General features: G+C 69.6%; 23 protein-coding genes and 1 pseudogene. 8 read left to right on the top strand and 16 right to left on the bottom strand.

What is annotated here, in order from left to right; all coding sequences use genetic code 11:
* Positions 1-51: 51 nt before the first annotated feature.
* On the bottom strand, positions 52-1,470 hold the full coding sequence (locus G3I65_RS25200) for a sulfatase (protein ID WP_309235691.1): 1,419 nt from the start codon (positions 1,468-1,470) through the stop codon (positions 52-54).
* 481 nt (positions 1,471-1,951) lie between these two features.
* Positions 1,952-2,410, bottom strand: coding sequence for a MarR family winged helix-turn-helix transcriptional regulator (locus G3I65_RS25195; RefSeq protein ID WP_160698291.1), 459 nt, complete (start codon positions 2,408-2,410; stop codon positions 1,952-1,954).
* A gap of 91 nt (positions 2,411-2,501) precedes the next feature.
* Here G3I65_RS25195 and G3I65_RS25190 point away from each other — a divergent pair, with 91 nt between their 5' ends.
* Positions 2,502-3,548, top strand: coding sequence for an SDR family NAD(P)-dependent oxidoreductase (locus G3I65_RS25190; RefSeq protein WP_160698290.1), 1,047 nt, complete (start codon positions 2,502-2,504; stop codon positions 3,546-3,548).
* A 196-nt stretch (positions 3,549-3,744) separates the two neighbouring features.
* Entirely contained in the window at positions 3,745-3,909 is a 165-nt protein-coding gene (locus G3I65_RS57515; RefSeq protein WP_239071426.1) for a hypothetical protein, read from the top strand.
* Between the two features lie 117 nt (positions 3,910-4,026).
* On the opposite strand, the gene G3I65_RS25180 is transcribed toward G3I65_RS57515, so the two are convergent.
* Positions 4,027-4,605, bottom strand: a complete 579-nt coding sequence (locus tag G3I65_RS25180; RefSeq protein ID WP_160698289.1) for a TetR/AcrR family transcriptional regulator — start codon at positions 4,603-4,605, stop codon at positions 4,027-4,029.
* A 90-nt stretch (positions 4,606-4,695) separates the two neighbouring features.
* On the opposite strand from G3I65_RS25180, the gene G3I65_RS25175 reads away from it, so the two are divergent.
* Together G3I65_RS25175 and G3I65_RS25170 are read left to right on the top strand one after the other, a co-directional pair.
* Positions 4,696-5,574, top strand: coding sequence for an SDR family oxidoreductase (locus G3I65_RS25175; RefSeq protein WP_160698288.1), 879 nt, complete (start codon positions 4,696-4,698; stop codon positions 5,572-5,574).
* 97 nt (positions 5,575-5,671) lie between these two features.
* The gene (locus tag G3I65_RS25170) at positions 5,672-6,571 is read left to right on the top strand and encodes an NADP-dependent oxidoreductase (protein WP_160698287.1); all 900 of its coding nucleotides are present in this window, start codon (positions 5,672-5,674) and stop codon (positions 6,569-6,571) included.
* 163 nt (positions 6,572-6,734) lie between these two features.
* Here the strand turns inward: G3I65_RS25170 and G3I65_RS25165 are convergent, their stop codons facing one another.
* The 3 genes and pseudogenes from G3I65_RS25165 to G3I65_RS25155 form a co-directional block, all read right to left on the bottom strand.
* Positions 6,735-7,631, bottom strand: coding sequence for an oxidoreductase (locus G3I65_RS25165; RefSeq protein WP_160698286.1), 897 nt, complete (start codon positions 7,629-7,631; stop codon positions 6,735-6,737).
* A pseudogene (locus tag G3I65_RS25160) lies at positions 7,552-7,785 on the bottom strand (hypothetical protein); the annotation flags it as partial. The gene G3I65_RS25165 and the pseudogene G3I65_RS25160, both read right to left, overlap by 80 nt.
* A gap of 40 nt (positions 7,786-7,825) precedes the next feature.
* Positions 7,826-8,329, bottom strand: a complete 504-nt coding sequence (locus G3I65_RS25155) for a MarR family winged helix-turn-helix transcriptional regulator (protein ID WP_160698285.1) — start codon at positions 8,327-8,329, stop codon at positions 7,826-7,828.
* 98 nt (positions 8,330-8,427) lie between these two features.
* Between G3I65_RS25155 and G3I65_RS25150 the strand changes: the two genes are divergently transcribed.
* From G3I65_RS25150 to G3I65_RS25140, 3 genes are all read left to right on the top strand, one after another.
* Positions 8,428-8,991, top strand: coding sequence for an NADPH-dependent FMN reductase (locus tag G3I65_RS25150; protein ID WP_160698284.1), 564 nt, complete (start codon positions 8,428-8,430; stop codon positions 8,989-8,991).
* 49 nt (positions 8,992-9,040) lie between these two features.
* Positions 9,041-10,018, top strand: a complete 978-nt coding sequence (locus tag G3I65_RS25145; protein ID WP_309235689.1) for an amidohydrolase family protein — start codon at positions 9,041-9,043, stop codon at positions 10,016-10,018.
* A 475-nt stretch (positions 10,019-10,493) separates the two neighbouring features.
* Positions 10,494-12,560: a PQQ-dependent sugar dehydrogenase gene (locus G3I65_RS25140; protein ID WP_166640549.1), complete on the top strand. Its 2,067-nt coding sequence runs from the start codon at positions 10,494-10,496 to the stop codon at positions 12,558-12,560.
* 87 nt (positions 12,561-12,647) lie between these two features.
* Here the strand turns inward: G3I65_RS25140 and G3I65_RS25135 are convergent, their stop codons facing one another.
* Genes G3I65_RS25135 through G3I65_RS25125 form a run of 3 tightly spaced genes read right to left on the bottom strand, consistent with a single transcriptional unit; the run spans position 12,648 to position 14,674 of the window.
* Entirely contained in the window at positions 12,648-13,049 is a 402-nt protein-coding gene (locus tag G3I65_RS25135; protein ID WP_160698282.1) for a hypothetical protein, read from the bottom strand.
* A complete protein-coding gene (locus tag G3I65_RS25130; RefSeq protein ID WP_309235688.1) occupies positions 13,049-13,867 on the bottom strand; it encodes a heavy metal-binding domain-containing protein in 819 nt (272 codons plus the stop codon). The genes G3I65_RS25135 and G3I65_RS25130 overlap by 1 nt, the downstream gene beginning before the upstream one ends.
* A 9-nt stretch (positions 13,868-13,876) precedes the next feature.
* Positions 13,877-14,674: a heavy metal-binding domain-containing protein gene (locus tag G3I65_RS25125; protein WP_160698281.1), complete on the bottom strand. Its 798-nt coding sequence runs from the start codon at positions 14,672-14,674 to the stop codon at positions 13,877-13,879.
* A 244-nt stretch (positions 14,675-14,918) separates the two neighbouring features.
* Between G3I65_RS25125 and G3I65_RS25120 the strand changes: the two genes are divergently transcribed.
* Positions 14,919-15,377, top strand: a complete 459-nt coding sequence (locus tag G3I65_RS25120) for an enoyl-CoA hydratase-related protein (protein WP_160698280.1) — start codon at positions 14,919-14,921, stop codon at positions 15,375-15,377.
* 187 nt (positions 15,378-15,564) lie between these two features.
* Here G3I65_RS25120 and groL read toward each other — a convergent pair whose 3' ends face one another.
* The 7 genes from groL to G3I65_RS25085 form a co-directional block, all read right to left on the bottom strand.
* Entirely contained in the window at positions 15,565-17,214 is a 1,650-nt protein-coding gene (groL, locus tag G3I65_RS25115) for a chaperonin GroEL (RefSeq protein ID WP_160698279.1), read from the bottom strand.
* A 12-nt stretch (positions 17,215-17,226) separates the two neighbouring features.
* A complete protein-coding gene (locus tag G3I65_RS25110; protein WP_160698278.1) occupies positions 17,227-18,252 on the bottom strand; it encodes an NAD(P)-dependent alcohol dehydrogenase in 1,026 nt (341 codons plus the stop codon).
* Positions 18,249-18,974, bottom strand: a complete 726-nt coding sequence (locus G3I65_RS25105; protein WP_160698277.1) for a metal-sulfur cluster assembly factor — start codon at positions 18,972-18,974, stop codon at positions 18,249-18,251. Before G3I65_RS25105 ends, G3I65_RS25110 begins: the two co-directional genes overlap by 4 nt.
* A complete protein-coding gene (locus G3I65_RS25100) occupies positions 18,971-19,966 on the bottom strand; it encodes an amidohydrolase family protein (RefSeq protein ID WP_160698276.1) in 996 nt (331 codons plus the stop codon). Before G3I65_RS25100 ends, G3I65_RS25105 begins: the two co-directional genes overlap by 4 nt.
* Before the next feature lie 82 nt (positions 19,967-20,048).
* Positions 20,049-20,399 carry a propane 2-monooxygenase effector subunit MimD gene (mimD, locus tag G3I65_RS25095; protein WP_309235686.1) on the bottom strand — a complete coding sequence of 117 codons (351 nt, stop codon included), beginning with the start codon at positions 20,397-20,399 and terminating at the stop codon, positions 20,049-20,051.
* Positions 20,396-21,499, bottom strand: a complete 1,104-nt coding sequence (locus tag G3I65_RS25090; RefSeq protein WP_160698275.1) for an aromatic/alkene monooxygenase hydroxylase subunit beta — start codon at positions 21,497-21,499, stop codon at positions 20,396-20,398. The genes mimD and G3I65_RS25090 overlap by 4 nt, the downstream gene beginning before the upstream one ends.
* Before the next feature lie 16 nt (positions 21,500-21,515).
* On the bottom strand, positions 21,516-22,562 hold the full coding sequence (locus G3I65_RS25085; protein WP_160698274.1) for an FAD-binding oxidoreductase: 1,047 nt from the start codon (positions 22,560-22,562) through the stop codon (positions 21,516-21,518).
* Positions 22,563-22,629 lie beyond the last annotated feature (67 nt).

Below are 22,629 nucleotides of genomic sequence, written 5' to 3'. Positions count from 1 at the left end.
ACACTGCCTTGCCCCGAAGCCAGGATGCCGGACGCGCGAGCCGCGGCGTGGTCAGTGGCGGCAAGCCGCCGCTGTGTGGCAGGTGATCATGGCCCGCAGCGTGTCGTGCAACCGCTTCGCCTCGTCCGGCGGCAACTGCGCCGCGGTGTTGCGCAGCTCCCGCGGGTCCGTGGTGCGGTCGTAGAACTCCTTGGTGCCGTCGGCGTATTCGACGTAGGTGTAAGCGGTACCGCGGATCGCTTCGTAGGTGCTGGGATTGCCGCTGTTCTTCTTCGGCTTGTCCGGGTCGGTCCGGTCGAAGTCCGGCCCGTGGTGTTCGACCAGACCGACCGTCCGCCACACCGGTGGCGCCGTGCCGGTCAGCAACGGCACCAGGCTCTCGCCGTCCACCTCGGCCGGGGTCTCGGCGCCGGCGAGTGCTTCGAACGTCGGCCGCAGGTCGATGTTCGCCACCGGCTGGTTCACCGTCGCGCCGGCCTTGACGCCCGGGCCGGTGACCACCAGCGGCACGTGCACGTCGGTGTCGAACGCCGTCTGCTTGCCGGGGGTGAGGCGGTATTCGCCCATGTGGTAGCCGTTGTCCGAGGTGAACACGATGTCGGTCGTCCCGCGGACCCCGGCCTTGTCCAGTGCCTCCTGCACCGTGCCGATCATCTTGTCCACCGACTGCACGGCCTGCGCGCGCTTGCGGAAGTCCTTGTCGATCGTCGTCTTTTCCTTGTCCGTCAACGGAGTCCGGGACGCGAGCCACGGCGGCGCCGAAGCCGGCACCGTGTCGAACGCGGGAGCGCGCGGCGCGGTGAGGCCGGGGAAGGCGTCGGCGTCGCGGGGCGCCGGGGTGTAGGGGCCGTGCGGGGCGAAGGTGGCGAGCTCGATCGCGAACGGCGTGTGCGCGGCCGCCGAGGCGGAGACGAACTGCGCGGCCTTGCCCGCCATGACGTCGACGAGGTAGTCCTCGGGCTTCTTGCCGTAGTGCTTGAGCGTGCCGTTCTCGTTGAGGTCGTAGTCGAACTCGCCGTAGGCGTTGCCGGCGACGTCCCATTCGGTCCAGCCCGGCGGCACCCCGTCGCTCTTGGGGTCGTACCCGTTGAGGTACTTGCCCATCATCGCGGTGCGGTACCCGGCCTGCCGCAACGTCGTCGCGTAGGTCGACTTGTCGTCGCCGCGGCCGTGGAACACGCCATAGCCGCCGTCCTTGCCGCCGTTGGTGAACACGCCGGTGTCGTGCGGCAGCATGCCGGTGAACAGTGACGACCGCGACGGGCAGCACAGCGAATCGGTCACCGTGTAGTTCGCGAAGGACGTGCCGGTCTTGGCCATGTCCTGCACGTGCGGCAGGTACGGAAGCAGGTTCATGGACAGGTCGTCGGTGAGCACGAGGACGACGTTCGGCTTGCCGCCCGCCGCGCCGGCGGGCAGCGGCGCCGGACTGCCGGCCGTGCACGCCGCCGCGGTCGAAGCCAGAGCCACGGCCAGTACCGAAGTCAGGAGAAGACGGACGCGAGGTGACATGCCCCCGGACGCTAAGCCCGCGATGCTCAGACCGGGTCCGAGGTGTGTTCGGGTTCGGTAAAGACCTGCGCGCGCCGGCCGCCAGCCGCCGCCCGGTGTCGTTGCCGTACGTCACGGACGCCTCCCGCAGCTACGCCGATCCGGACACCGAACCGGCCGAGCTGCCAGGCGTTGGCGCACCACATCGACCGGCTCGGCACCGCCGGTCTCCGGCCCGGCGTCGTTCCCCCTCCGACGCGCCGGCCGCCGTCCGGAGCGCCGTGCTTGGGAAGTCAGTTCCCGTGGAACTGACGCTCCAGCCTGTCCTTGGCCGTTCCCGACGCACCGCACGCAGCGCTCGGGCCCGCACCGGCTGCTCGCCCGAACCAGAACAGCTTGTCTCGGGCTGTATGCCCGGATTCAACCTCACGCCTCGGTCGGCCGACGATATGGGCGCTGCCTACGCCGGTTGTGCCGAGTGGCTGTCGAGCAGCTTTCCCAGCAGAGCCTGGAGTTGCCGCTGTTCAGTCCTGCTGAGACCGGCCAGGAGTTCGGCCTGGACGGCGTCGGCGTGCTGTTGGAGTTCTTCGAGGTATCGCCTTCCCGCGGCGGTGAGGGTGACGAGGTTGCGACGCCGGTTGTCGGGGTCGGCGTGCCGGTCCACCCGGTGGCTGCCTGCCAACCGGGCGAGTATGCCGCTGACATCGTTCCGGTCCAGGCCGAGACGGCGGCCGATCTCCGCCTGGCTGAGCGCCCCGTACTCCTCCAGCGCGGCCAGCACGGCGAAATCGGCGCGGGCACCCAACGGCATGCGTTCCGCGGTCAGCCGAGCACCCAGCGTGGCCACTTTGTTCGCCTGCCAGCTGACAAGCCCGTGCAGCCGGGCCGGAGGCTGCAACGCGTGGTTCGTAACCGCCATGCGCCCACCTTAACCGTTGGCGAGCCCAACATGCCGTGTTATGTTGGTGCGGCCAACGTTGGTTATACCAACATCTCCAAGGAGTGAATCCATGAGCACCAGCACTAGCCATCCCGATTTGTCCGGTCGCCGGGTCGTCGTGCCGGGCGGCACGGGTGCCGTGGGTGAGGGCGTGGTCCGCGCTTACCTCGCCGCCGGCGCGGACGTCGTGGTACCGACCCGCAGCCAGGAACGTGCCGACGAGTTCCGGCACGTACTCGGCGACGCGGCCGGCGACCGGCTACACCTGGTGGCGCACGACTACACGACGTTCCCCGGAGCTGCGCAACTCGCCGACGAGATGGAGCGCAGACTGGGCGGCGTCGACGACGTGGTGGCTCCGATCGGTGGCTGGTGGGCCGGCAAACCGCTCTGGGAGATCGACGAGAACGACTGGCAGAGCGCCTTCGTCGGGCTCGCCTCCACGCACATGGCCGTCCTGCGGGCCTTCCTGCCCAAGCTGAGCACCCACGGCACCTACACGCTGATCGTCGGGGCTTCCGCGCTCACGCCGGTTCCCGGCAGTGGCCTGGTCAGCATGGAGCAGGCCGCCCTGCTGATGATGCGACGAGTCGCCGAAGCCGAACTCACCGGTCCCCGGCGGGTCCACGCCCTCATCCTCGGCCCGGTCAGCACCCGCGTCACCGGCACCGAGGCACCGGACTGGGTGAGCGCCGACCAGGTCGGCGCGATCGCCGTCGCCGCCGCGGCCTCCGAGGCGCGCAGCCAGGAGTTCCGGCTGGGCAACCGAGCCGAAGCGGACCAGGCGCTCGCACACCTACAGGCCGGCCAGCCGGCCCGGACCGGCACGGTCGTGACGGTGTCCACAATGGAGCCCAAGGACGGACGACGCGAGGACCTCGTCGCGTTGCTCGCCGAGCTCGCTCCGCGGATCCGCGCCGAACCAGGATGCCTGCGGTACACGGTGCACCGCACCCACGGCGAGGCAGACGGGCCGTTGCTGGTGATCCAGGAGTTCACCTCGATCGAGGGGTTCAGGGAGCACAGCAAGACCGTGGCCGGCCAGATCCCACGGCTCGCCGCTCTCCTGGCGAAGCCCCCGGCGCCACCGGCCCTGTTCGAACCGGTGCTCCAGTAGGAACACCGGCGATCGCGAGCACCGCGTCGGGCCGCGACGTCAGGCTGGTCTTCCCGAACATGATCCCGAACAGAACGTCGATGACCGGTGTGGTGCCGTTCGCCTCGATCGCGCCGACCAGGGGCTCGTACTCCGCAAGCTTGCACTCGGCCTCCGAGGACGAGCCCATCGCGGTCGCCGTGAGCACGAGCTCCGGATGGCGCGCGGCGAGAAACCCGCCCATCGAGTTGCCGGCGTAGTGGACGCGGCCGAGGTCGAGCGCCTGGATCAGGGCAGCGGCGACCGCCTGCTGCCCGTTCTCGACCGGCTGCTGAAGGCAGCGGCCGGCCGGACCCGCGGCGATATCCGGGCCTCGACTTGAAGCTCGACGTCGGCAACCTCTGCATCGGAGCCGGCACCTTCCCCGGCTACCAGGCGCGGCGCATGATCGACCTGCTCCTCGACGGCCTCGCGCAGACCGGCTAGCGACGGCGCCGGCTCACGCCGAGGGCGCGCGGGAGGCGAGGGCCGACGCCAGCTCGCTGAGGCCGTCGCGGAACATCACCGGCAGGTCCTGGTGCTCGGGGTCGGCGATCCAGCGATCGAAGGCCAGCCGGAACACCGTGACCGCGGTGTGCGCGAGCAGCTTCGCGAGCGACTCCGGGGCGCCACGTTCACACAGCGCCTCGGCCATCCCGGCGGCCAGTTCGGCGTGCTTGCTCAGGTCCCGCTCGTGCAGTTCGGCGTTGGCCGACACGAGGTCGTGCCGGATCCGGGCAGCGTCCGTGTGCTGCTGGATGATCTCGCAGCGCTGCTCCAAGGCGGCAGCGACGGCGTCGACCGGAGCCACCTCCGCGGGCAGGCCGGCGATGACCGCGACGGCCTCCCGCCGCGCCGCTTCCACGGCGTGGAAGAACACTTCGCGCTTGTCGGGGAACAGGCGGAAGAACGAACGCTCGTGCATGCCGGCACGCGCCGCGATCTGGGCCCCGGTGGTCTCGTCGAACCCCTGGGCGGCGAACAGCTCGACCGCGGCTTTGGCCAGCCTGCCCCGCGGATTCGGTTCCCATCGGCCCATGCCTCTGAGTCTAGGCGATAGCAGTCACTGCTATCACTTGCTACCATGATGGGAGTCGGTCTCATCACTCGTTTCGCGGAAGGACTTCTCATGCGGATCTTCGTCACGGGCGCGTCGGGCTGGGTCGGCTCAGCCGTCGTCCCCGAGCTCATCGGAGCGGGCCATCAGGTTGTCGGGCTCGCCAGGTCCGACTCGTCGGCCGCCAAAATCGCCGCCACGGGCGCCGAAGTGGTTCGCGGTTCCCTTGACGACCTGGATGTCCTGCGCGCCGGTGCCGCCGGGTCCGACGGGGTCGTCCATCTGGCGTTCATGCACGATTTCACCCAGTTCGACGCCTCGATCGCCACGGACGCACGAGTCATCGAGACGCTGGGCGCCGCTCTGGAGAGCACCGGCAAACCGCTGGTCGTCACGGCCGGGACACCTGCGATCCCGGGACAGGTGGCCACCGAGCGCGATCGCCCACCGGCCGGCTCGGCGGCCGCCGGCCGGACGGCCAACGCCGAACTGGCACTCGGGCTCGCACGCCGAGGAGTCCGCTCGTCGGTCGTGGGGCTGCCCCGGTCGGTACACGGCGAGGGCGATCACGGCTTCATCGGCCGCCTGGTCGACATCGCGCGAGAAAAAGGGGTGTCCGGCTACGTGGGTGACGGGTCCAACCGCTGGCCCGCGGTCCACGTGAAGGACGCCGCGCGGGTGTACCGGCTGGCCGTGGAGCGGGCCCCGGCCGGATCGATGCTGCACGCGGTCGGCGACGAGGGCGTCCCGACCCGCGACATCGCCACGGCGATCGGTCGCCACCTGAACCTGCCCGCAGCTTCCGCTCCGGCCGAGGACTTCGGTTTCCTCGGCGGACTCCTGTCGGTCGACCAGCCCGCATCGGCCGCCCTGACCCGGGAACTACTCGGCTGGCAACCGACCGAGCCGGGGTTGATCGAAGACATCGACAAGGGCCACTACTTCGACTGACCCTCGTCGCCGGCGAGCCTCCGAGACCGGCTCCGTCGAGCACATCGTCGACAATCTCCTCTCCTGCTACGGCCCCGATGGGAAGGCAGAATCATTCATGCGGCAAGTGCGGTATGACGGCTTCGGTGGAATCGACCAACTGTGGATCGACGACCTGCCCCAGCCAGTAGCTTCTCCAGGACGAGCGGTCGTGCGGATTCACGCGTCATGCCTCAATCCAGGCGCTCTGTCCGCGCTATACGGAGCGCCCTACACGCCCATCCGAGACCTGGCCGGCGTAGTGATCAGCGTCGGCGACGGCACCCAGGACGTGCGTCCCGGAGACGAAGTACTCGGCTGGTCACAGGAATGGTCGGCCCACGCCGAATACGTTGCCGTGCCGACAACACAGCTGATCGCCAAGCCGGTCGGTCTGACCTGGGACGTCGCCGGTTCCCTCTTCGTCACACCCATGGCCGGGTTGGCCGGGTTCAACTCCGTCGAGCCCGCCGCCGGGGAGGTCGTCGTGGTATCCGGCGCCACCGGCGGTGTCGGTTTCACCGCCGCACAGCTCGCCCGGCGGGCCGGCGCGACCGTGCTCGGTATCGGCAACCCGGCCAAGGCCGAGCACCTGCGGACACACGGCATCATCCCGGTTCCGTTCGACGGTGACATCGCCGAAGACGTCCACAATGCCGCCGACGGCCGCAAGATCGACGCCTTCATCGACACGGTCGGATCGGGCTACGTCCGGCTCGCGCTCGATCTAGGCGTACGCCCGGACCGCATCAACACCGCAGTCGACTACCAGACCGCCAAAGAGCACGGCGTCGCAACGAAAGGCACCATGGACGCCGGCGGCCTCCCGGCCCTCCGCACGCTGGCCGACCTCGCCGTCGCGGGTGACCTTGACATTCCCATTGCCGCGACATACCCATTGGCCGAAGTGAAAGCCGCGTACACCACCCTCGCCGAGCGCGGGCCATTCGGACGCGTAGTCCTGCACCCGCAGGAGTAGCCGGCTTCGGCCTTGTTTCCCCGGGCGCCCAGCGGCGGCGACCAGCCGGGAGCAGCTCAACACCTGTACGGCCCGGTTGGCCATCGGGTTCCGACGGCGGGGCTCAGCACGTCGAATCACGACCATCGGACTCCGGAGACGGCGTCCGTAGCGGTGCTGATGCTCAGCCGGGTCCGTCGCTCGCGGCCGCCAACAGCGGCACCACCACATCGCTGATCGGGGTCGGAATGCCGTGAACCCGGCCACGTCGCAGTACGACACCGTTGCGGATGTTCCATTCGAGCGACCGGCCGGCTTCACGGTCGGCGAGGATCGAGGTCCCCATGTCGGCCGGGTATGCCTGGAAACTGTCAAGGATCTCTTGCGGCACCTCGTCACCCAGGACCGCGCCTTCGGCTCGGGCGACCTCGAGACACTCGCGCAGGTAGGCCAAGGCCAACCGGGCGATGTCCGCACGGCCGAACATGCCGGACCGGCGGCCGCTGAGGACCATCAGGCCGGCGACCGCGTTCTGCAGCAGCTTGCGCCATGCCACGGACGTGAAATCCGCGGCGAGGTCGACCGAGCACCGAGTGCCGCGCAGTGCCTCGAGCACCACACGGCCCGCCGGTACATCGGGCACCGTCAGGCGGGCTTCGCCACGCAGCCACACCGAACCCCCGGGCTGGACCTCGGCCGGGAACCACACGACAGCGGGCAGTACCGGACAGCCGGGGACATACGGCGCGACGGCCGACTCCTGCTCGACGCCGTTCTGCAGAACGCAAATCACGGTGCCGCTACGGCACAACGCCGCCAACCACGGCGCCGCCGCGTCGACTTGGGTTGTCTTGACGGCGAGGAAGACAAGGTCGACCGTCTCTTCGGACTGTGCCGGCTCGGTCCGCACCGGACCGGGCACAACGACGAGACCTTCGGCATCCCGAAGCTCCAGACGCTCACGATCCGTGCGACCACAGAGCATCGGAGTGCGACCGGCCTCATGCAACGCCGCCGCGACGGTGGTGCCGATCGCCCCCGGCCCGACCACGGCGACGGTGGGATTCACGGTGGTTGTCATCCTTTCTGGATAGTCGATCCGGGCCGTGGCAGCCAGCCGAGTTCGGCGTCGCCGACACGCCGTCGTGGCGGCTCAGGACGTCGTGCGCGGCCCACAAGCCACGGAACTCGGGGCTGAGGGTGCTCAGCTCGCCCACGAGTTCGCGAACCCACCGAGAGCTGAGACGGACATGGCACGCGACACGATGAGGAAGGTCATCCGTCTTGCGGGCTAGTTGGCCCGCTGTCGATGCGGTCGAGCACCTTCCCGGAGATCCGGTGCAGGGTCTGCAGCTCGCGCGGGGTGAGCACGTCGACGAACAGAGTGAGTACCCGCTCCACGTGTGCGGGTGCCGCGCCGACGAGGTGGGCGTAGCCCGTCGCCGTCAGCACGGCTAGCGTGTAGCGCCCGTTTTCGGGGTCCGGCTCGCGGTGGACGAAGCCACGGCTTTCCAGCCGGCCGATCAGGTGAGAGAGGCGGGACAGCTCCGTGGTGGCCAACGTGGCGAGCTCGCTCAGTCGCATGCGGCGTCCGGGTTGGTCCGACAGGTGCGCCAGGACGTGGTACTCGAGCAGGCTGAGCTTCGAGTCCTGTTGAAGCTGTGCTTCCAGTGCCGCGGGCAGTCGCTGCAGAAGTTTCATGAACCCGCGCCAAACTGCCAGCTGATCGTCGGTGAGCCAGCGCGGCTCGTCCACGTCGGGGTCCTTCGGAGCAGGCATGGGAGGAGTGTAGTAGCCAAGACGTCACGCTTGAAAGTTCAAGTCAACGAGCGTAACTTGACTTGAAGATTCAAGTCCCAAGTTTCGGAGGCGACACCATGAGCGACCTGAAGCTCGCGATCATCCTCGGCAGTACCCGACCCGGCCGCAACGGCGAGGCCGTGGCCGACTGGGTCCTGACCAGGGCCAAGGAACGCACCGGCGCCGACTACGAACTGATCGACCTGCTCGACCACCCCCTGCCCCATCTCGACGAGCCGATTCCCGCCAGCGCCGGCAAGTACACCGGCGAGCACACCAAGGCCTGGGCCGCCACCATCGCCGAGTTCGACGGCTTCGTCTTCGTCACCCCCGAGTACAACCACTCCACCTCCGCGGTGCTGAAGAACGCCATCGACTACCTCTACGGCGAGTGGAACAACAAGGCCGCCGCCTTCGTCTCCTACGGTTCACTCGGCGGCGCCCGGGCCATCGAGCACCTCCGCGCGATCTGCAGCGAACTGCAGATCGCCCACGTCCGTCAGCAGCTGTCCTTCTCCTTGGTCAACGACTTCCGGAACTTCACCACCTTCACCCCCGCGGCCGCGCACGATCAGGCGGCCACGATCCTGTTCGACCAGCTCGAATCCTGGGCCGGTGCCCTCAAGACCGTCCGGAGCTGACTCCGCGATGAGGCTGTACGGACTGGAGGAGCACTTCCTCACCGCCGAGGTGGCCGAGGCCTGGAAACGGCACGACCCGCAGCTGGCCGAACCGATGATGAAACGGGCTCTCGCCGGGGATATCACGCCTGCGTTGCTCGACGTCGGCGAGGGCAGGATCGCGGCCATGGATGATGCCGGGATCGATACGGCGGTGCTGTCCCTGACGACTCCCGGCCTGCAGAACCTGCCCGCCGCCGAGGCGGTCGCCCTGCAGGTGGCCGTCAACGACGGCCTCGCGGCAGCGATCCGCCGCCATCCCGGACGCCTGCAAGGGTTCGCGACGCTGGCCACCCCGGCGCCGGCAGCCGCGGCCGACGAACTGCGGCGCGCGATCACCGAACTCGGATTCTCGGGAACGCTGGTGAACGCGCACTCCGGCGGCCGCGCCCTGGACGCGGACGAATTCTGGGACATCTACGAAGCCGCCGAGGACCTGGGTGCTCCGGTCTACCTGCATCCTCGCGCGCCGGTGCCCAGCGTCACCGATGCGTACTACCGCCGGTTCGGCGAGCCGGTGGACAGCATGCTGGCCACCGGCACGTTCGGCTGGCACTACGACGCCGGCCTGACCGTCCTGCGGATGATCATCGCGGGTGTCTTCGATCGGTTTCCCGGCCTGCAGCTCATCCTGGGGCACTGGGGCGAAGTCGTGCTGTTCTACCTCGACCGCGTCGCCGCCATGGACTCGCTCGTCACCCTTCGGCGCCCGATCGCGGATTACTTCCGCACCAACATCTTCATCACCCCGGGCGGCATCGCCAGCCACAAGTACCTGCGGTGGAGCCGGGAAACAGTGGGAGCAGAGCGGATCATGTACGCCTCCGACTACCCGTTCAACCGCGAACGTGCGGGATCCGCACGGGCCTTTTTGGACACCGCAACCAGCAACACGGCCGAACGCGAGCTCGTCGCGTACCGGAACTGGGAGAAACTCGTCGCCGGCATCCGGCGCGACGGAGCTCGTGATCGCACCGTCCGGGGCTGAAAGGAACCCGACAAGACCGACCTCAAGGAACCGCGGGCGCGACCTACGCCCACCCGGAAAGGCGGCGCGAGCGCGGAGGCGGGCCCGGCGTGCGGGCGGGGCTTGCGGGGACCGTACGGGAACAGGACGACCATCCGCCGCTCCCAGCCGCCGATCCACTTCGCGCTGGAAACCCACCTGGACGCCATCGCCGGATAAGTCCGCGGATTCCTCGGGAGGGTGCCGGCGAACTGAAAGTCCTTTTCCCTCAACGGTTTCGGTGAGCGGGACGCCGGTGCGGCGCCGGTTGACCAGCCGGACGTTCCGCTCGTAGGGTCGATCCCGAGATCGCCCTGGCTCCAGGTCGGTCCCGGGCCCGGAGAACCCCGCCGTCGTCGTCAGGTGTCCGCCTCCGCCTGTGCCGACGGGTCGTTCGCCGACGGGAACGGGCGTGCGCGTGCGCGGACCGGGGGCCACGACTGCGCAGGAGGACGGGATGACCAGACGGATCCGGGTGGCGGCGGTCGTGGCCGCGCTCGTCGCCGGAACGCTCACCACGGCAGGGCCCGCGCTGGCCGCGGATCCCCTGCTGTCGCAGGGAAAACCGGTCACCGCGTCCTCGGCGGGCGGGTGCTGCCCGGCGCCGGCCGCCGTCGATGGTGACTCGGCGACGCGGTGGGCGAGCGCCGCCGGCGTCGATCCGCAGTGGATCTACGTCGACCTCGGCGCGGCCGTGCACGTCAGCCGCGTCCGGCTGCAGTGGGATGCCTCGTGTGCCACCGCCTACGAGATCGACACCTCGAACGACCACGCGACGTGGACGCGGATCTACGCCACCACCGCCGGAAAGGGTGGCGTCGAAGACCTGACCTCCCTCGACGGCACCGGCCGCTACGTGCGGGTCTACGGCACGAAACGCTGCCGCACCGACGCGTCGAAGGGCTATTCGCTGCAGGAGTTCGGCGTCTACGGGGCGGCAGGCGACGTCGTGCCGCCGTCGCCGCCCGGCACACCGACGCTCGTCGGGGTCACGCCCACGAGCGCCACCGTCTCGTGGACCGCGGCGACCGACGACGAGGGCGTCGCCGGATACGACGTCTACCGGGACGGCCAGCTCTGCGCCGGCACGACCGGCGCCCTCACCGCGACCTGCGGCAACCTCAGCCCCAACGGCAGCTACGGCTTCTACGTCAACGCGCGGGACGCCGCCGGGAACGTCTCGCAGGCCAGCGGCACCCTGACCGTGAAGACGCCACCGTCCGACGACCACACGCCGCCGTCGGCGCCGGCGGACGTGCACACCACCGCCGTCAACAGCACCTCGATCGGGCTGGCGTGGACCGCCTCGACCGACGACGTCGGCGTCACCGGCTACCGGATCTACAACAGCGGCACGCAGATCGGCACGGCCGACACGACGAGCACCACGCTCGGCGGGCTGACCCCGAGCACCGCCTACCACCTGCGGGTGCGGGCCGTCGACGGGAACGGGAACCTCAGCGAGCCGAGCACGCCGGTCGTGGACGTCACGACGACCGGCGGGTCGAACTGCACGCCGTCGCAGGGCGTCTGCGGCGCGACGCAGGTCGGGACCGACGACGACGTCGTGTGGGGCCTGGTCACCCTGCCCGACGGCACGATCCTCTACAACCAGCGTGACGCGCACTCGATCGTCCACCTGAACCCGAAGACCGGCGCGAAGAAGACCATCGGCACCGTGCCGAACGTCCAGAGCACCGACGGCGAAGGCGGCCTGACCGGGCTGGAGATCAACCCGGCGTCGTTCGGCTCCGACCACTGGCTCTACATCATGCACACCTCCCCGAACGACAACCGGATCGTGCGGATCAAGTACGACCCGGCGGCCGATTCGCTGACCACGAGCACCGAGCAGATCCTGCTGACCGGCATCGCCCGCAACAAGTTCCACAACGGCGGCCGGCTGCGCTTCAGCCCGGACGGCCGCTACCTGTTCGCCGGCACGGGTGACGCGCAGAACGGCGGCAACGCGTCGAACACCAGCAGCCCCAACGGGAAGGTGCTGCGGATCAACCCCGACGGCACGATCCCCACGGACAACCCGTTCCACAACGCGGTGTGGAGCTACGGGCACCGGAACGTCCAGGGCCTGGCGTTCGACTCGCAGGGCAGGCTGTGGGAGCAGGAGTTCGGCAACAGCATCATGGACGAGACGAACCTGATCGTGAAGGGCGGCAACTACGGCTGGCCGACGTGCGAAGGGACGTCGGGTTCGTGCGGCACCGCGGGGTTCATCGCGCCGAAGAAGACCTACCCGGTGGCGCAAGGCTCGTGCAGCGGGATCACGATCATCCACGACGCGCTGTACGTCGCCTGCCAGCGCGGGGCACGCCTCTACCGGGCGGTGATCAGCGGTAGCTCGCTGACGAACTTCCAGACGTTCTTCAACGGCACCTACGGCAGGCTCCGCACCGTCGAACCGGCGCCGGGCGGCCAGATGTGGCTGGCGACCAGCGTCGACGGCGACAAGGACAGCACACCGCACAACAGCCACAACAAGATCCTGCGGGTGGCGGTCGGGTAACGAAAACGTCGTACCCACGACCTACACTGTGCATCGGGGGCGCTCGATCCGGCCCCCGATGCACTTTCCTTGTCCTGCAAGGCTTTCTCAGCCGCCGAGCAGACGAGAGAGCGCATCCCGTGCTTTCGCGTCCTTCGACGCCAGCGCCGTCAGCTCCTGCGCCAGCGCCGCGAGCCAGTCGTCGACCGCGGCTTCCTTGCGGCTGATCACCACGCCGCGCACCACCTGGTGGATCTCCGCCGCCACCCCGCCGTGCTTGCCCGCGCTCAGCACCAGCACCCGGTCCGGGGTGGTCACCCGCACCGCGACCGCCTGGCCGTCGCGCCCCGCGACGCGGTCGGCGAACGTGCGCCGGCGGTCGACTTCGACCATGCCCGGTGGCAGCGCGCTGCCCAGCGTCTCGGACAGGACCCGGTGGTAGGACTCGACGTCCGCGCGGTCCAGGCGCAGGGCGGCCACCACCAGGTGGAAGTCCAGCTCGCCGCCCATCAGTCGGTGAGGGGCAGCACGAGCTGCGGCTTGGCGATGTGGTGGTCGGCGCGCAGCGGCTTCACCGCCGTGCCGATCGCGAAGAACTCCGTCGTGTGCCCGCCCCAGCGGTGCGGCAGCGACAGCAGCTGCACGCCGACGATGCCTTCCGCCGCCAGCTGCTCGGCCTCCGCCTGCATGCGGGACATCGCCAGCTCACGCGCGTCGTAGAGCGCTTCGGTGTACTGCGGGATCTCGACGTTCTGGCCGATGTTGCCCATCATCTGCCGGAACCGCTGGTGGGCGATGTGGTAGACGCACGTGCCCATCACCATGCCCAGCGGGGCGTAGCCGGCCTGCACCAGCGTCCAGAAGTCCTGCCCGGACAGGTCCGAGGTGAACGGCTTTCCCGTGTTGTTGCGCCATTCGCCGGGTTCGTCGGCCTTGACCGCGGTGCCGACGGCGATGAACTCGGCCAGGTCGCTGCCGAACTCCTTGAACTCGATCTCGAGCCGGACCGCGACGATGCCGTCCGCGCCGAGGACGTCCGCTTCGGCCTCCATCCGCGACATCGCCAGCTCGCGGGCGTGGTACATCGCCTGGGAAAGCCGGTCCATCTCCTGGTTCTTGCTCCAGCGGCCCAGCTGGAACCCGACGTGGTAGATGCTCGAGCCGAGCACCAGCCCGAGCGGGCGGAACCCGGCTTCGCGCACGAGGAGGAACTCGTTGACGCTCAGGTCCGAGGTGAACAAGCTGGTCTTCTGCCCGGGTTTCATCTCGGCGAGCCGGCGCATCGCATCCTCGGGGATGTGCTGCGCGGCGGGGTCCGCGGTGGTCACGAAGCCTCCTCAGGAACGGTTCAACGGCAGGATCTTGAGCGCGCTGGTCGGCGCCGCGCGGCCGGCGTGGAACTGGGCGATCGCGGTGCCGGTCACGCTGGCGATGCCGACCACCGCGCGCTCCTGCACCGGCCACGTCCGAAGCCGCAGATCGGAGACGATGCCGCCGTCGGCGCCGCTGTCGCGGATGGCGCGGGCGAACTCCGTGCGGGCCGCGGCCCGTACCTCGTTGACGACCTTCGTCGGCGCGTCGACCTCGACGTTCCCCGCCCAGGTGCTGGTCTGGTACTGCATGGAGTAGTCATAGGCGGCGCGGGCGGCGACACCGACCGCGACCCGCACCGGCACCCAGCCCGCCTGCATGAGCTTGCCGACGTCCTGGCCGGGCAGGTCGGTGGTGAACAGCCGCCGCGGCCGCTGGGTGGTCTCGGCGCGCACGGCGGTGCCGAGCGCGACGACCTCCTGCATGACGCCGTCGAGCGAGGTGGTGGTGAACTCGATGCCGAGCACGCCGTCGGCGCCCAGCGCGGTCGCTTCCTGGGCGAGCCTGTCGAGCGCGGTCGCGTAGCCGTTGCGGAGCAGGTCGGCGCTCTGCCGGACCTGGTCGCCCGCCCACTGGCCGAGCGAGGTCCAGGCGGTCTGCTGCACGACGCAGCCCATGACCTCGCCGACGGCGGTGAAGCCCGCGACCTCGGCGCCGACCGCACCCGGCACGCTCAGCAGCGAAGTCTTCAGCCCGGACTCGGCGAAGCGCCCGACGCGCGCCCGCGCGACCGGCGGCAGGCCGCGACCGTCCCACTCGGGCACTGGCGGACCTCCTTAGGCCGATCTCGCCTCCATCGTGGCACGAATCCACCCGGCGGGCGGCGGTCGTGGCTGATCAACGGGGTATGTCCGGAAGGTCCGGTCGGGACGGCGGTGGGGGGCCGAGCCGGATGAGCACGTGGCCCGGTCGTGTGGTCTCAATGTGAGACGGAGCATGCCCGGTACCGCCTTTATGCTGCGCCTCGACGGGTTTCAGCGCACGACTTCCCCCGTCGAGGAGGGCATCATGCTGGACCTGCACTACCGGCGGGGAGTCGTCGTGGTCCGGTTCCGGCCGGATCCCGAGCTCCTGGACCGGCTGGGTGCCGCGCTCGCCTACATCGGCTCGCAGCGCTCGATCGTGCTCACCGGCACAGGCACGGTGTTCGCCCCGGACCTCGCGACCGGCGACGGCCTCCGGCCGGCGGAGGTCCTCGACGCCCTGCGCGCGCACCCCCTGCCGGTGGTCGCCGCGATCAACGGGGACGCCATCGGCACGGGCTGGGCGCTGGCCGAGGCGGCGGACGTCCGGGTGATGTCCGGCGGCGTCATCCAGCCCGACGCGGCGGAGGCGGCGGTGTGTTACCGGGTACGGGCGGCCTTGGCCACCGGGCTCGTCGAGTACGCCACCACCCCGGCGAACCTGCTCACCGACGCGATGACGCTGGCCGGGCGCCTCGAGCCGCAGGTCGTCGCGGCCGGATAGCCAAGCGCCGGCCGCTCGCCTCCTATCCTCGCTCCCCTACGCGCCGGCCCCTGCCCGGGCAGCCTGAGCCGCGGACGGCCACGACCGCGAAGCCGCGTGCCCGATGTCGACGCGGCCCGCGCCCCCACACGCGAAGACCCGCGCCGGGTACGCCTCGGGAGCGTGCCGGCGCGGGTCTCCTCCCCCGCTAGTAGATGTTCGACGGGCGGACCATGCCCTCCGCCAGATCACCCACCCCGGGCGCGATGATCGCTCCCGGGTTGACCAGGACCTTCTCGACGATCGCCGTCTCGGTCGTGATCAGCAGCGCCGCGATCGACGCCGCGCTCTCCAGTGCCGACCGGGTCACCTTCAGCGGGTCGATGACTCCCGCGGCGAACAAGTCGGCGTACTCGCCGGTCAGCGCGTCGAACCCGTGGCCGTTGTCCATGGCCGCGACCCGCTCCCGCACCGCCTCGCCCTCGTAGCCGGCGTTCTCGGCGATCCAGTGCAACGGCTCGCCCAACGCGCGCCGCACGATCTCGCGGCCCTGTGCCGCGTCGCCTTCCAGTCCCGGCAGCTCGACGTGGGTCGCCGCCTGCGCCAGCGCCGCGCCGCCGCCGGGGACGACACCCTCCTCCAGCGCCGCGCGGGCCGCCGCCAAGGAGTCCTCGACGCGCAGCATCCGCTCCTTGAGCTCCACGCTGGTCGCCGCGCCCACCCGCACGACCGCGATGCTGCCGGACAGCCGGGCGATCCGCAGCCGGAGGCTGTCCTGGTCGTGCTCGATCCGCGCCCGCTCGAGCTGCTTCTCCAGCTGCCCGATGCGCGCCCGCACGGTGGCCTCGTCGCCCGCGCCGCCGATGATCGTCGTCGTGTCCTCGGTGATCGTGATGTGCTCGCACCGGCCGAAGTCCCGCTCGGTCACCTCGGTCAGCGTGACGCCCGAGTCCTCGCTGACGACCCGTCCGCCGAGTGCGGCGGCCAAGTCCTCCAGCTCGGCGATCCGCCGGTGGCCGAAGCCGGGCGCGCGCACCACGGCCGCGGCGTAGGTGCCGTGGACGTTCCCGCTCACGATCAGCTGCAGGGCCGGGCCATCCACGTTCTCGGCGAGGACGACCAGCGGGCGGTCGAGGCGCCGTGCCGCCTCCAGGGTCGGCATCAGCTCCTGGACCTGGCTGATCTTCTTGTTGGTGAGCAGGATGACGGGGTCGTCGAAGCTCACCTCCATCCGGTCGCGATCGGTGACCATGTACGGCGAGGTGTACCCGTGGTCGAACTCGATCCCGTCGACCACGTCGACGCCCAGCCCCGGCGAGTCCGACTCCTCGACCTCGACGACGCCTTGGCGCCCGACCGCCGACAGCGCCTGGGCGATGACCCGGCCGATGCGCTCGTCGTCGCTGGCGGCCAGCGTCGCGATCCGCTCCAGCTCGGCTTCGCCCGCGACCTCGACCGCGGACTTGCGCAGCCGCTCGACGACGGCCTCGACGGTCTCCTCGATCCCGCGGCGGACCCGCATGGGGTTCGCGCCTTCGCGCAGCGCCGCCAGCCCTTCCCGCACCATCGCCTGGGCGAGCACGGTGGCGGTCGTCGTGCCGTCGCCGACCGCGCCGTTGGTCTTCATCGCGACTTCCTTGACCAGCTGGGCGCCCATGTTCGCGAAGGGCTCCTCCAGCTGGACCTCCCGGGCGATGGTCACGCCGTCGTTGGTGATGGTCGGTGGACCGGTCAGCTTCTCCAGCACCGCGTTGCGGCCCTTGGGACCGAGAGTCACCTTCACCGCGTCGGCCAGGGCGTTGACCCCCAGCTCGAGCTGGCGCCGCGCATCGACGCTGAACCGCAGCTCCTTCGCCATGGTTTTTTCCTTTCAGGGAATGAGGATGGCCCGGCCGCGGACCTTGCCCGCGCCGAGGTCGTCGATGGCCTGCTGGAAGTCTTCGAGCCGGTACCGGGCGGTGTGCAGCTTCACCTTGCCCTGCGCCGCGAGCACCATCAGGTCCTGCAGATCGGTGTAGGACCCGACGAGGTTGCCGACGAAGTTGATCTCGGTGGAGATGACGTCGATCGTGGGCACGTTGATGTTTTCGCCGTAACCGACGACGTAGTAGCTGCCCGCGCGACGCAGCATCCGCACGCCTTCGGTGGTCGACCCGCCTTCGCCGACGAAGTCGATGACGGCTTCGGCGCCGTGGCCGCCGGTCAGGTCGAGGACCGCGTCCACATGGGACCCGTCGGCGACGACGGTGACGTCCGCGCCGATCTGCTCGGCCAGCTTCAGCGCCGCGGGGTTGCGGTCCACGACGACGAGCGTCGCGGCGCTCATCGCTTTCAGGCACTGGATGCCGATGTGGCCGAGCCCGCCGGCGCCGATCATGACGCAGACATCGCCCGGCCGGAGCACGGCCGCGGCCTTGGCCACGGCGTGCTGCGCAGTCAGCCCGGCGTCGGCGAGCGCGGCGACGTCGGCGGGCTCGAGGCTGTCGTCGAGCTTGACGCACGAGCGCGCCGACGTCAGGAGGTACTCGGCGTACCCGCCGTCGGTGTCGATGCCGGGGAACCGCGAGCTCTCGCAGTGGACGTCGTCGCCGAGGCGGCAGGCCCGGCACAGGCCGCAGGTCATCAGCGGGTGCAGGATGACCTTGTCGCCGACCGCGACGTTCGTGACGGCGTCGCCGATCGCGTGCACCCACCCGGCGTTCTCGTGGCCGATCGTGTACGGAAGCGCGACCCCGCTCTTCTCGGCCCACTGGCCTTCGAGGATGTGCAGGTCGGTCCGGCAGACCCCGGCCGCGCCGACCCGGACCACGACGTCCAGCGGCCCGGTGACCTTCGGCTCGGCGACGTCGCGGGCCTCGAGGTTCCGGTGGTAGCCGGTGACTTGGACGGCTTTCATGAGCGGCTCCTGGTGTTCGTGATGACGGGGTCGGTGCCGGAGTCGCCGTACCGGGTGGCGAGCAGTCCCCGGCAGAAGTGGGCGTTGCCCTCGATGGACACGCGGGTGGCGGCGGCCAGCCGCAGCCACAACGCGCTGTCCGCCTTCGCCACGGCGGTTCCGTCGTGGTCGACGAGCACGCGGGAATGCGACGTGGTGGGCAGGCCGACCGCTTCCCGCCGCCGCAGCAGTGCCGACTTCAGCGGGCCTTCGGGCAGGTCGAACAGCTCCAGCAGCGGCAGTTCTTCGAGCGTCCAGGCACCGCCCGCCAGCACCGAGCGGCAGCACCGCTCGACGGCGGCGAGGTGCGCTTTGCGCTGGAAGGTCCGGCGCAGCTCGTCCAGGCTGTCCTGCGCCTCGGCCCCGAACGTGCCGACGTACCCGGCCCCGGCGGCCATCCCGGAGTTGATCTTGTCCGAGTCGTGGTGGTCGTCCAGGAACACCCGGATCCGGCCCAGCCCCGGCACGGCCGCCAGCGCGTCGTGGGCGTCGGAGACCATCAGGAAGGCGAAGTTGGGCGCGCAGAACGACGTCGGGAGCCGCAGGTGCACTTCGACGCCCGCGTCGTCGATCGTCACCGAGCGCACGAACCCGAGCTCCGTCACCGGCTGGTCCAGCTCCGGGTCGAGCACCGTCGCCAGCGCGGCGAGGACCTCGGCCTCCACCGAAACCGCGGTGGTCATCGCGCACCCGCGGGCAGCCGCAGCTGGCGCGGCACGTCGAGGCCGTACAGCGAGGCCGCGTTGAGCCCGAGGATTTTCTTCTTCTGCTCGACTGTCAGCGCCGGGTACTCCGGCAGGTCCTCGGGGATCTGGAAGTCGACGAACCGCTCGACGAGCCACTTCGGCGTCCACAGCGCGTAGTCGCTCGAGAAGAGGATCCGGTCCTCGCCGATCCAGTAGAGCAGCTCCCCGATGATCTGCGCGAAGTACTTCGGCCGGCTGTGGATGAACGGCATCGCGACCGCGAGCCCGCCGTAGACGTTCGTCTCCTGCGTGGCGATCCAGCAGAAGTCCTCCAGGCGCGGCAGGCCGACGTGCTCGACGATGAAGTTCAGCTCGGGGTAGTCGGTGGCGACCTTGTCGATGTCCGCGACGTCGAAGGCGTCCCGGTCGAGCGGGCGGATCGTCGGTCCCTTGTGGACGTGGATGTTCTTGATCCCGAGTTCGGCGGCGGTCTCGAGGTACCGGCGCGACCACGGGTCGTCGAGCTTGTAGCCGCGCGAATCCCCGTGCCACTCGGCCGTGTACAGCTTGACGCCCTTGAGGTTCATCCGCTCGGCGTCCCGGCGGAGCTGGTCCAGGCCGGCCTGCTCGAACCGGGGGTCCCAGTTGTGGTTGTAGGTCAGCTTCCCCGGGTTCCGCGCCACCAGCTCGAGCGCCTCTTCGGTCTGCCCGAAGCCGTTCTTGTAGAACGCGCCCAGCCGGGCGGGCTGGAAGATGGCGTGGTCGACGTAGCCGTCCTGGAAGAGGTCCTTCATCAGGCGGTCGCCGCCGTAGTAGGTGTAGGTGTCGTAGTCCCAGACGACTTCCTCGGGGCTGAGGTTGCGGTGGTAGTCGTAGAAGCAGTCGATGAACTGCTTGCCGTGGACGTTGAGCTGGTTTTCGGCCCGCGCGTCCCAAAGTGCGATGTGTGCGTCGACGATGAAGTACTGCTCGCCGTCCTTCTCGTACATCCTCATCCCTTCGTGTCTGGTGGGTGACCGTGGTGGCGGGGCTCTGCCGAGCACCCGCCACCACGGCCGGAACTGCGCGGCGTCAGCCGTGTGCCGAAAGGTCGAAACCGATGTACTCGGCGGCGTCCTCGGGGTTGGCGAAGAGCAGGGTGCGGTCGTCGAGGTGCACCATGCGCCCGTAGTGGGTGGAGCTGATCTCCTCGAAGATCGAGCCGTCGAACGGCTGCCCGAGCGCGTCGGTCAGCTCGTCGTAGTCGAACTCGAGCAGCCGCGTGCCATCGACCCGGATCATCGACGGGTACTCGACGAGCTCGACGCCGTCCTTGGCGCCCATCACGTCCGCGACGACACGCCCGATCGGCGTGTTCATCAGCGTGACGCCGCACATGTTCGACGAGCCGGCCTGGGAACCGAACTGCATGGGACCGCTCACTTTTCCAACTCCTTCGGAACGTCGAGCCCGATCTCCTCGAGCAGCTGGGTGAACTTCTCCTTGGTCGCGGCGAGCGAGTCGGCGAAGGTCCGGGTCTTCTCGGCGGGCTGCGACCAGATCGGCTGCAGCGCGTGCGCGGCGTCCAGGCACCGGGGCACCCAGGTCGAGAGCCACCGGCCGAACAGCTCCTTGTTGCCGTCGGCGAACTGCTCGTCGCGGGTGAGCAGGCGGAACAGCGCGCGGGTGTAGGCGAGGTCGCGGCTGTAGTCGTGCTCGCCCGTGCCGACGAGGGTCGGGGTGATGTAGTCGCCGTTCTTGGCGGAGATCTGCATCACCAGCTCCGACCGGAAGAGCTGGCCGACGAGCTGCTCGAAGACGACGTTGGTGGCGAACAGCAGCTCGGCCCAGTCGCCGACGGCGGTCAGCTCCTCGACGACGCGCCGGGTGGGCTGCCACTCCTCGGCCGACTGCCAGACCTCCTTGTGGACGCCGCCGTCGAAGGTGCCGAGCGACTCGGCCAGGTCGAGGTTGAACAATGCGAGGTCCTGGGCGAAGCGCATCTTGTGCGCGGCGTTCACCGCGACCGCGGTGTTGATCATGTTCGTCGGGCCCGACCGCTGGATCGAGGTGAACACGTGCAGCGCCATCCCGTTCTCGGCGTGCATCCAGGCGCCGAGGTTGCGGGCGATGAACTTCTGCCAGGCGGGGTTCCAGCCGTCGTAGGCGTTGGCGCGCTTGGCGTTCTCGAGCCCGAGCGCGACCTGCCGGACCACCGCGGAGTTGTTGCGGTAGAGGGTCTGCTCCCACTCCTCGTTCGGGTCGAGGAAGGCGTGCCAGTTCGAGGACTTCGCCTGGGTCCACTCCTGCGGGTAGCCGCCGGGCCCGTCGCCGAAGCCGTAGATCCAGCCCTGGGAGAGGTGGCGTTCGGGGTCGGGCTGCACGTCGACGGTCACGTCCTCGTACACCGTCGCCCGCAGCTTGGCCGGCTTGAAGTACGAGTACGCGCGGCTCTTGGAGCTCGGGAACTCCAGCGCGCCGGCTTCGGAGTCGGTGAACTCCACCTTCGGGAAGCTGCGCACCTTCGGCGCGGGTGATGCCATGTGCTGTCTCCTCTGACTAGTCGTCGTTGACCGAGGTCGTGAACTTGTCGTAGAACACCTGGTCGTCCGGAACTCCTTGGCGTGCGGCCAGTTCGAGCGCGGCGTCGACCATCGGCGGCGGGCCACACAGGTAGACCTCGCTGCGGTGCAGTTCGGGCTCCCGCGCTTCGACGACGTCGGTGACCATGCCCGCGGCCGCCGTCACGTCGAGCGCGTCGCCGCCGTCGCCGGATTCGGACAGGGCGACGACGAACCCGAAGTCCGCCAACCGCTCGCCCAACGCGCGGATCTCGTCGAGGTAGAAGAGGTCCGCGGGGGTGCGGGCGCCGTAGTAGAAGCGGATCCGGCGGGTGTCGCCGGTTTCGCTCAGGTGCCGCAGCAAGGCGAGCACGGGGGCCATCCCGGCCCCGCCCGCCAGGAGCACCAGCGGCAGCACGTGCCCCTTCTTGAGGGTGAAGTTGCCGTACGGGCCGCGCAGGTCGATCGGGTGACCGGCCTCGATGCCGCTCTCGAGCAGCGACGAGAACTTCCCGCCCGGGTACTTCTTGATGACGAATTCGACGTGGTCCGTTGTGGACGGTGTGGTCGCCATCGAGAAGGACCGCTTTTCTTCGGTGCCCGGGATGGTCAGCTCGGCGTACTGCCCCGGCTTGAACTCCAGCGCCGCGGGTTCGACCGGCTTGAGCTTGAGGCCGACGATGTCGTGCGTGTGCTCGACGATCTCGACGACCTCGGTCCGGACGTCCTGCAGTGGTGCGGAGTTGAGCAGTTCCTCCTCGTCGAAGTTCAGCAGCTCGATGGTGCAGTCGCTGAAGGCGTGCGCGCGGCAGAGCAGCACGTAGCCTTCTTCGACCTCGGCGTCGTTGCAGGCGAACGTCGAGTACCGCTCCATCTGGATTTCGCCGTCCAGGACGTAGGACTTGCACGCCGAGCACTGGCCCTCACGGCAGCCGTGCATGAGGTGGATGCCCTGGCGGAAGGCGGCGTCGAGGATCTTCTCGTCCTCACCGACTTCCATCTCGATGTCGACCGGTTCGAAGGAGATGCGGTGCTTGTCGGCCATGGGTGTCTCGATTCTCGGGAACGGACGACGGCGGCGGGCGCCGCCGTCGTCCGCGGGTCCTCGGGCC

This window comes from Amycolatopsis sp. SID8362 (assembly GCF_010550475.1).
Classification (GTDB): domain Bacteria; phylum Actinomycetota; class Actinomycetes; order Mycobacteriales; family Pseudonocardiaceae; genus Amycolatopsis; species Amycolatopsis eburnea.
The sequence above is the reverse complement of the archived record's forward strand: the minus strand, read 5'-3'. Positions and strand labels throughout refer to the sequence as shown.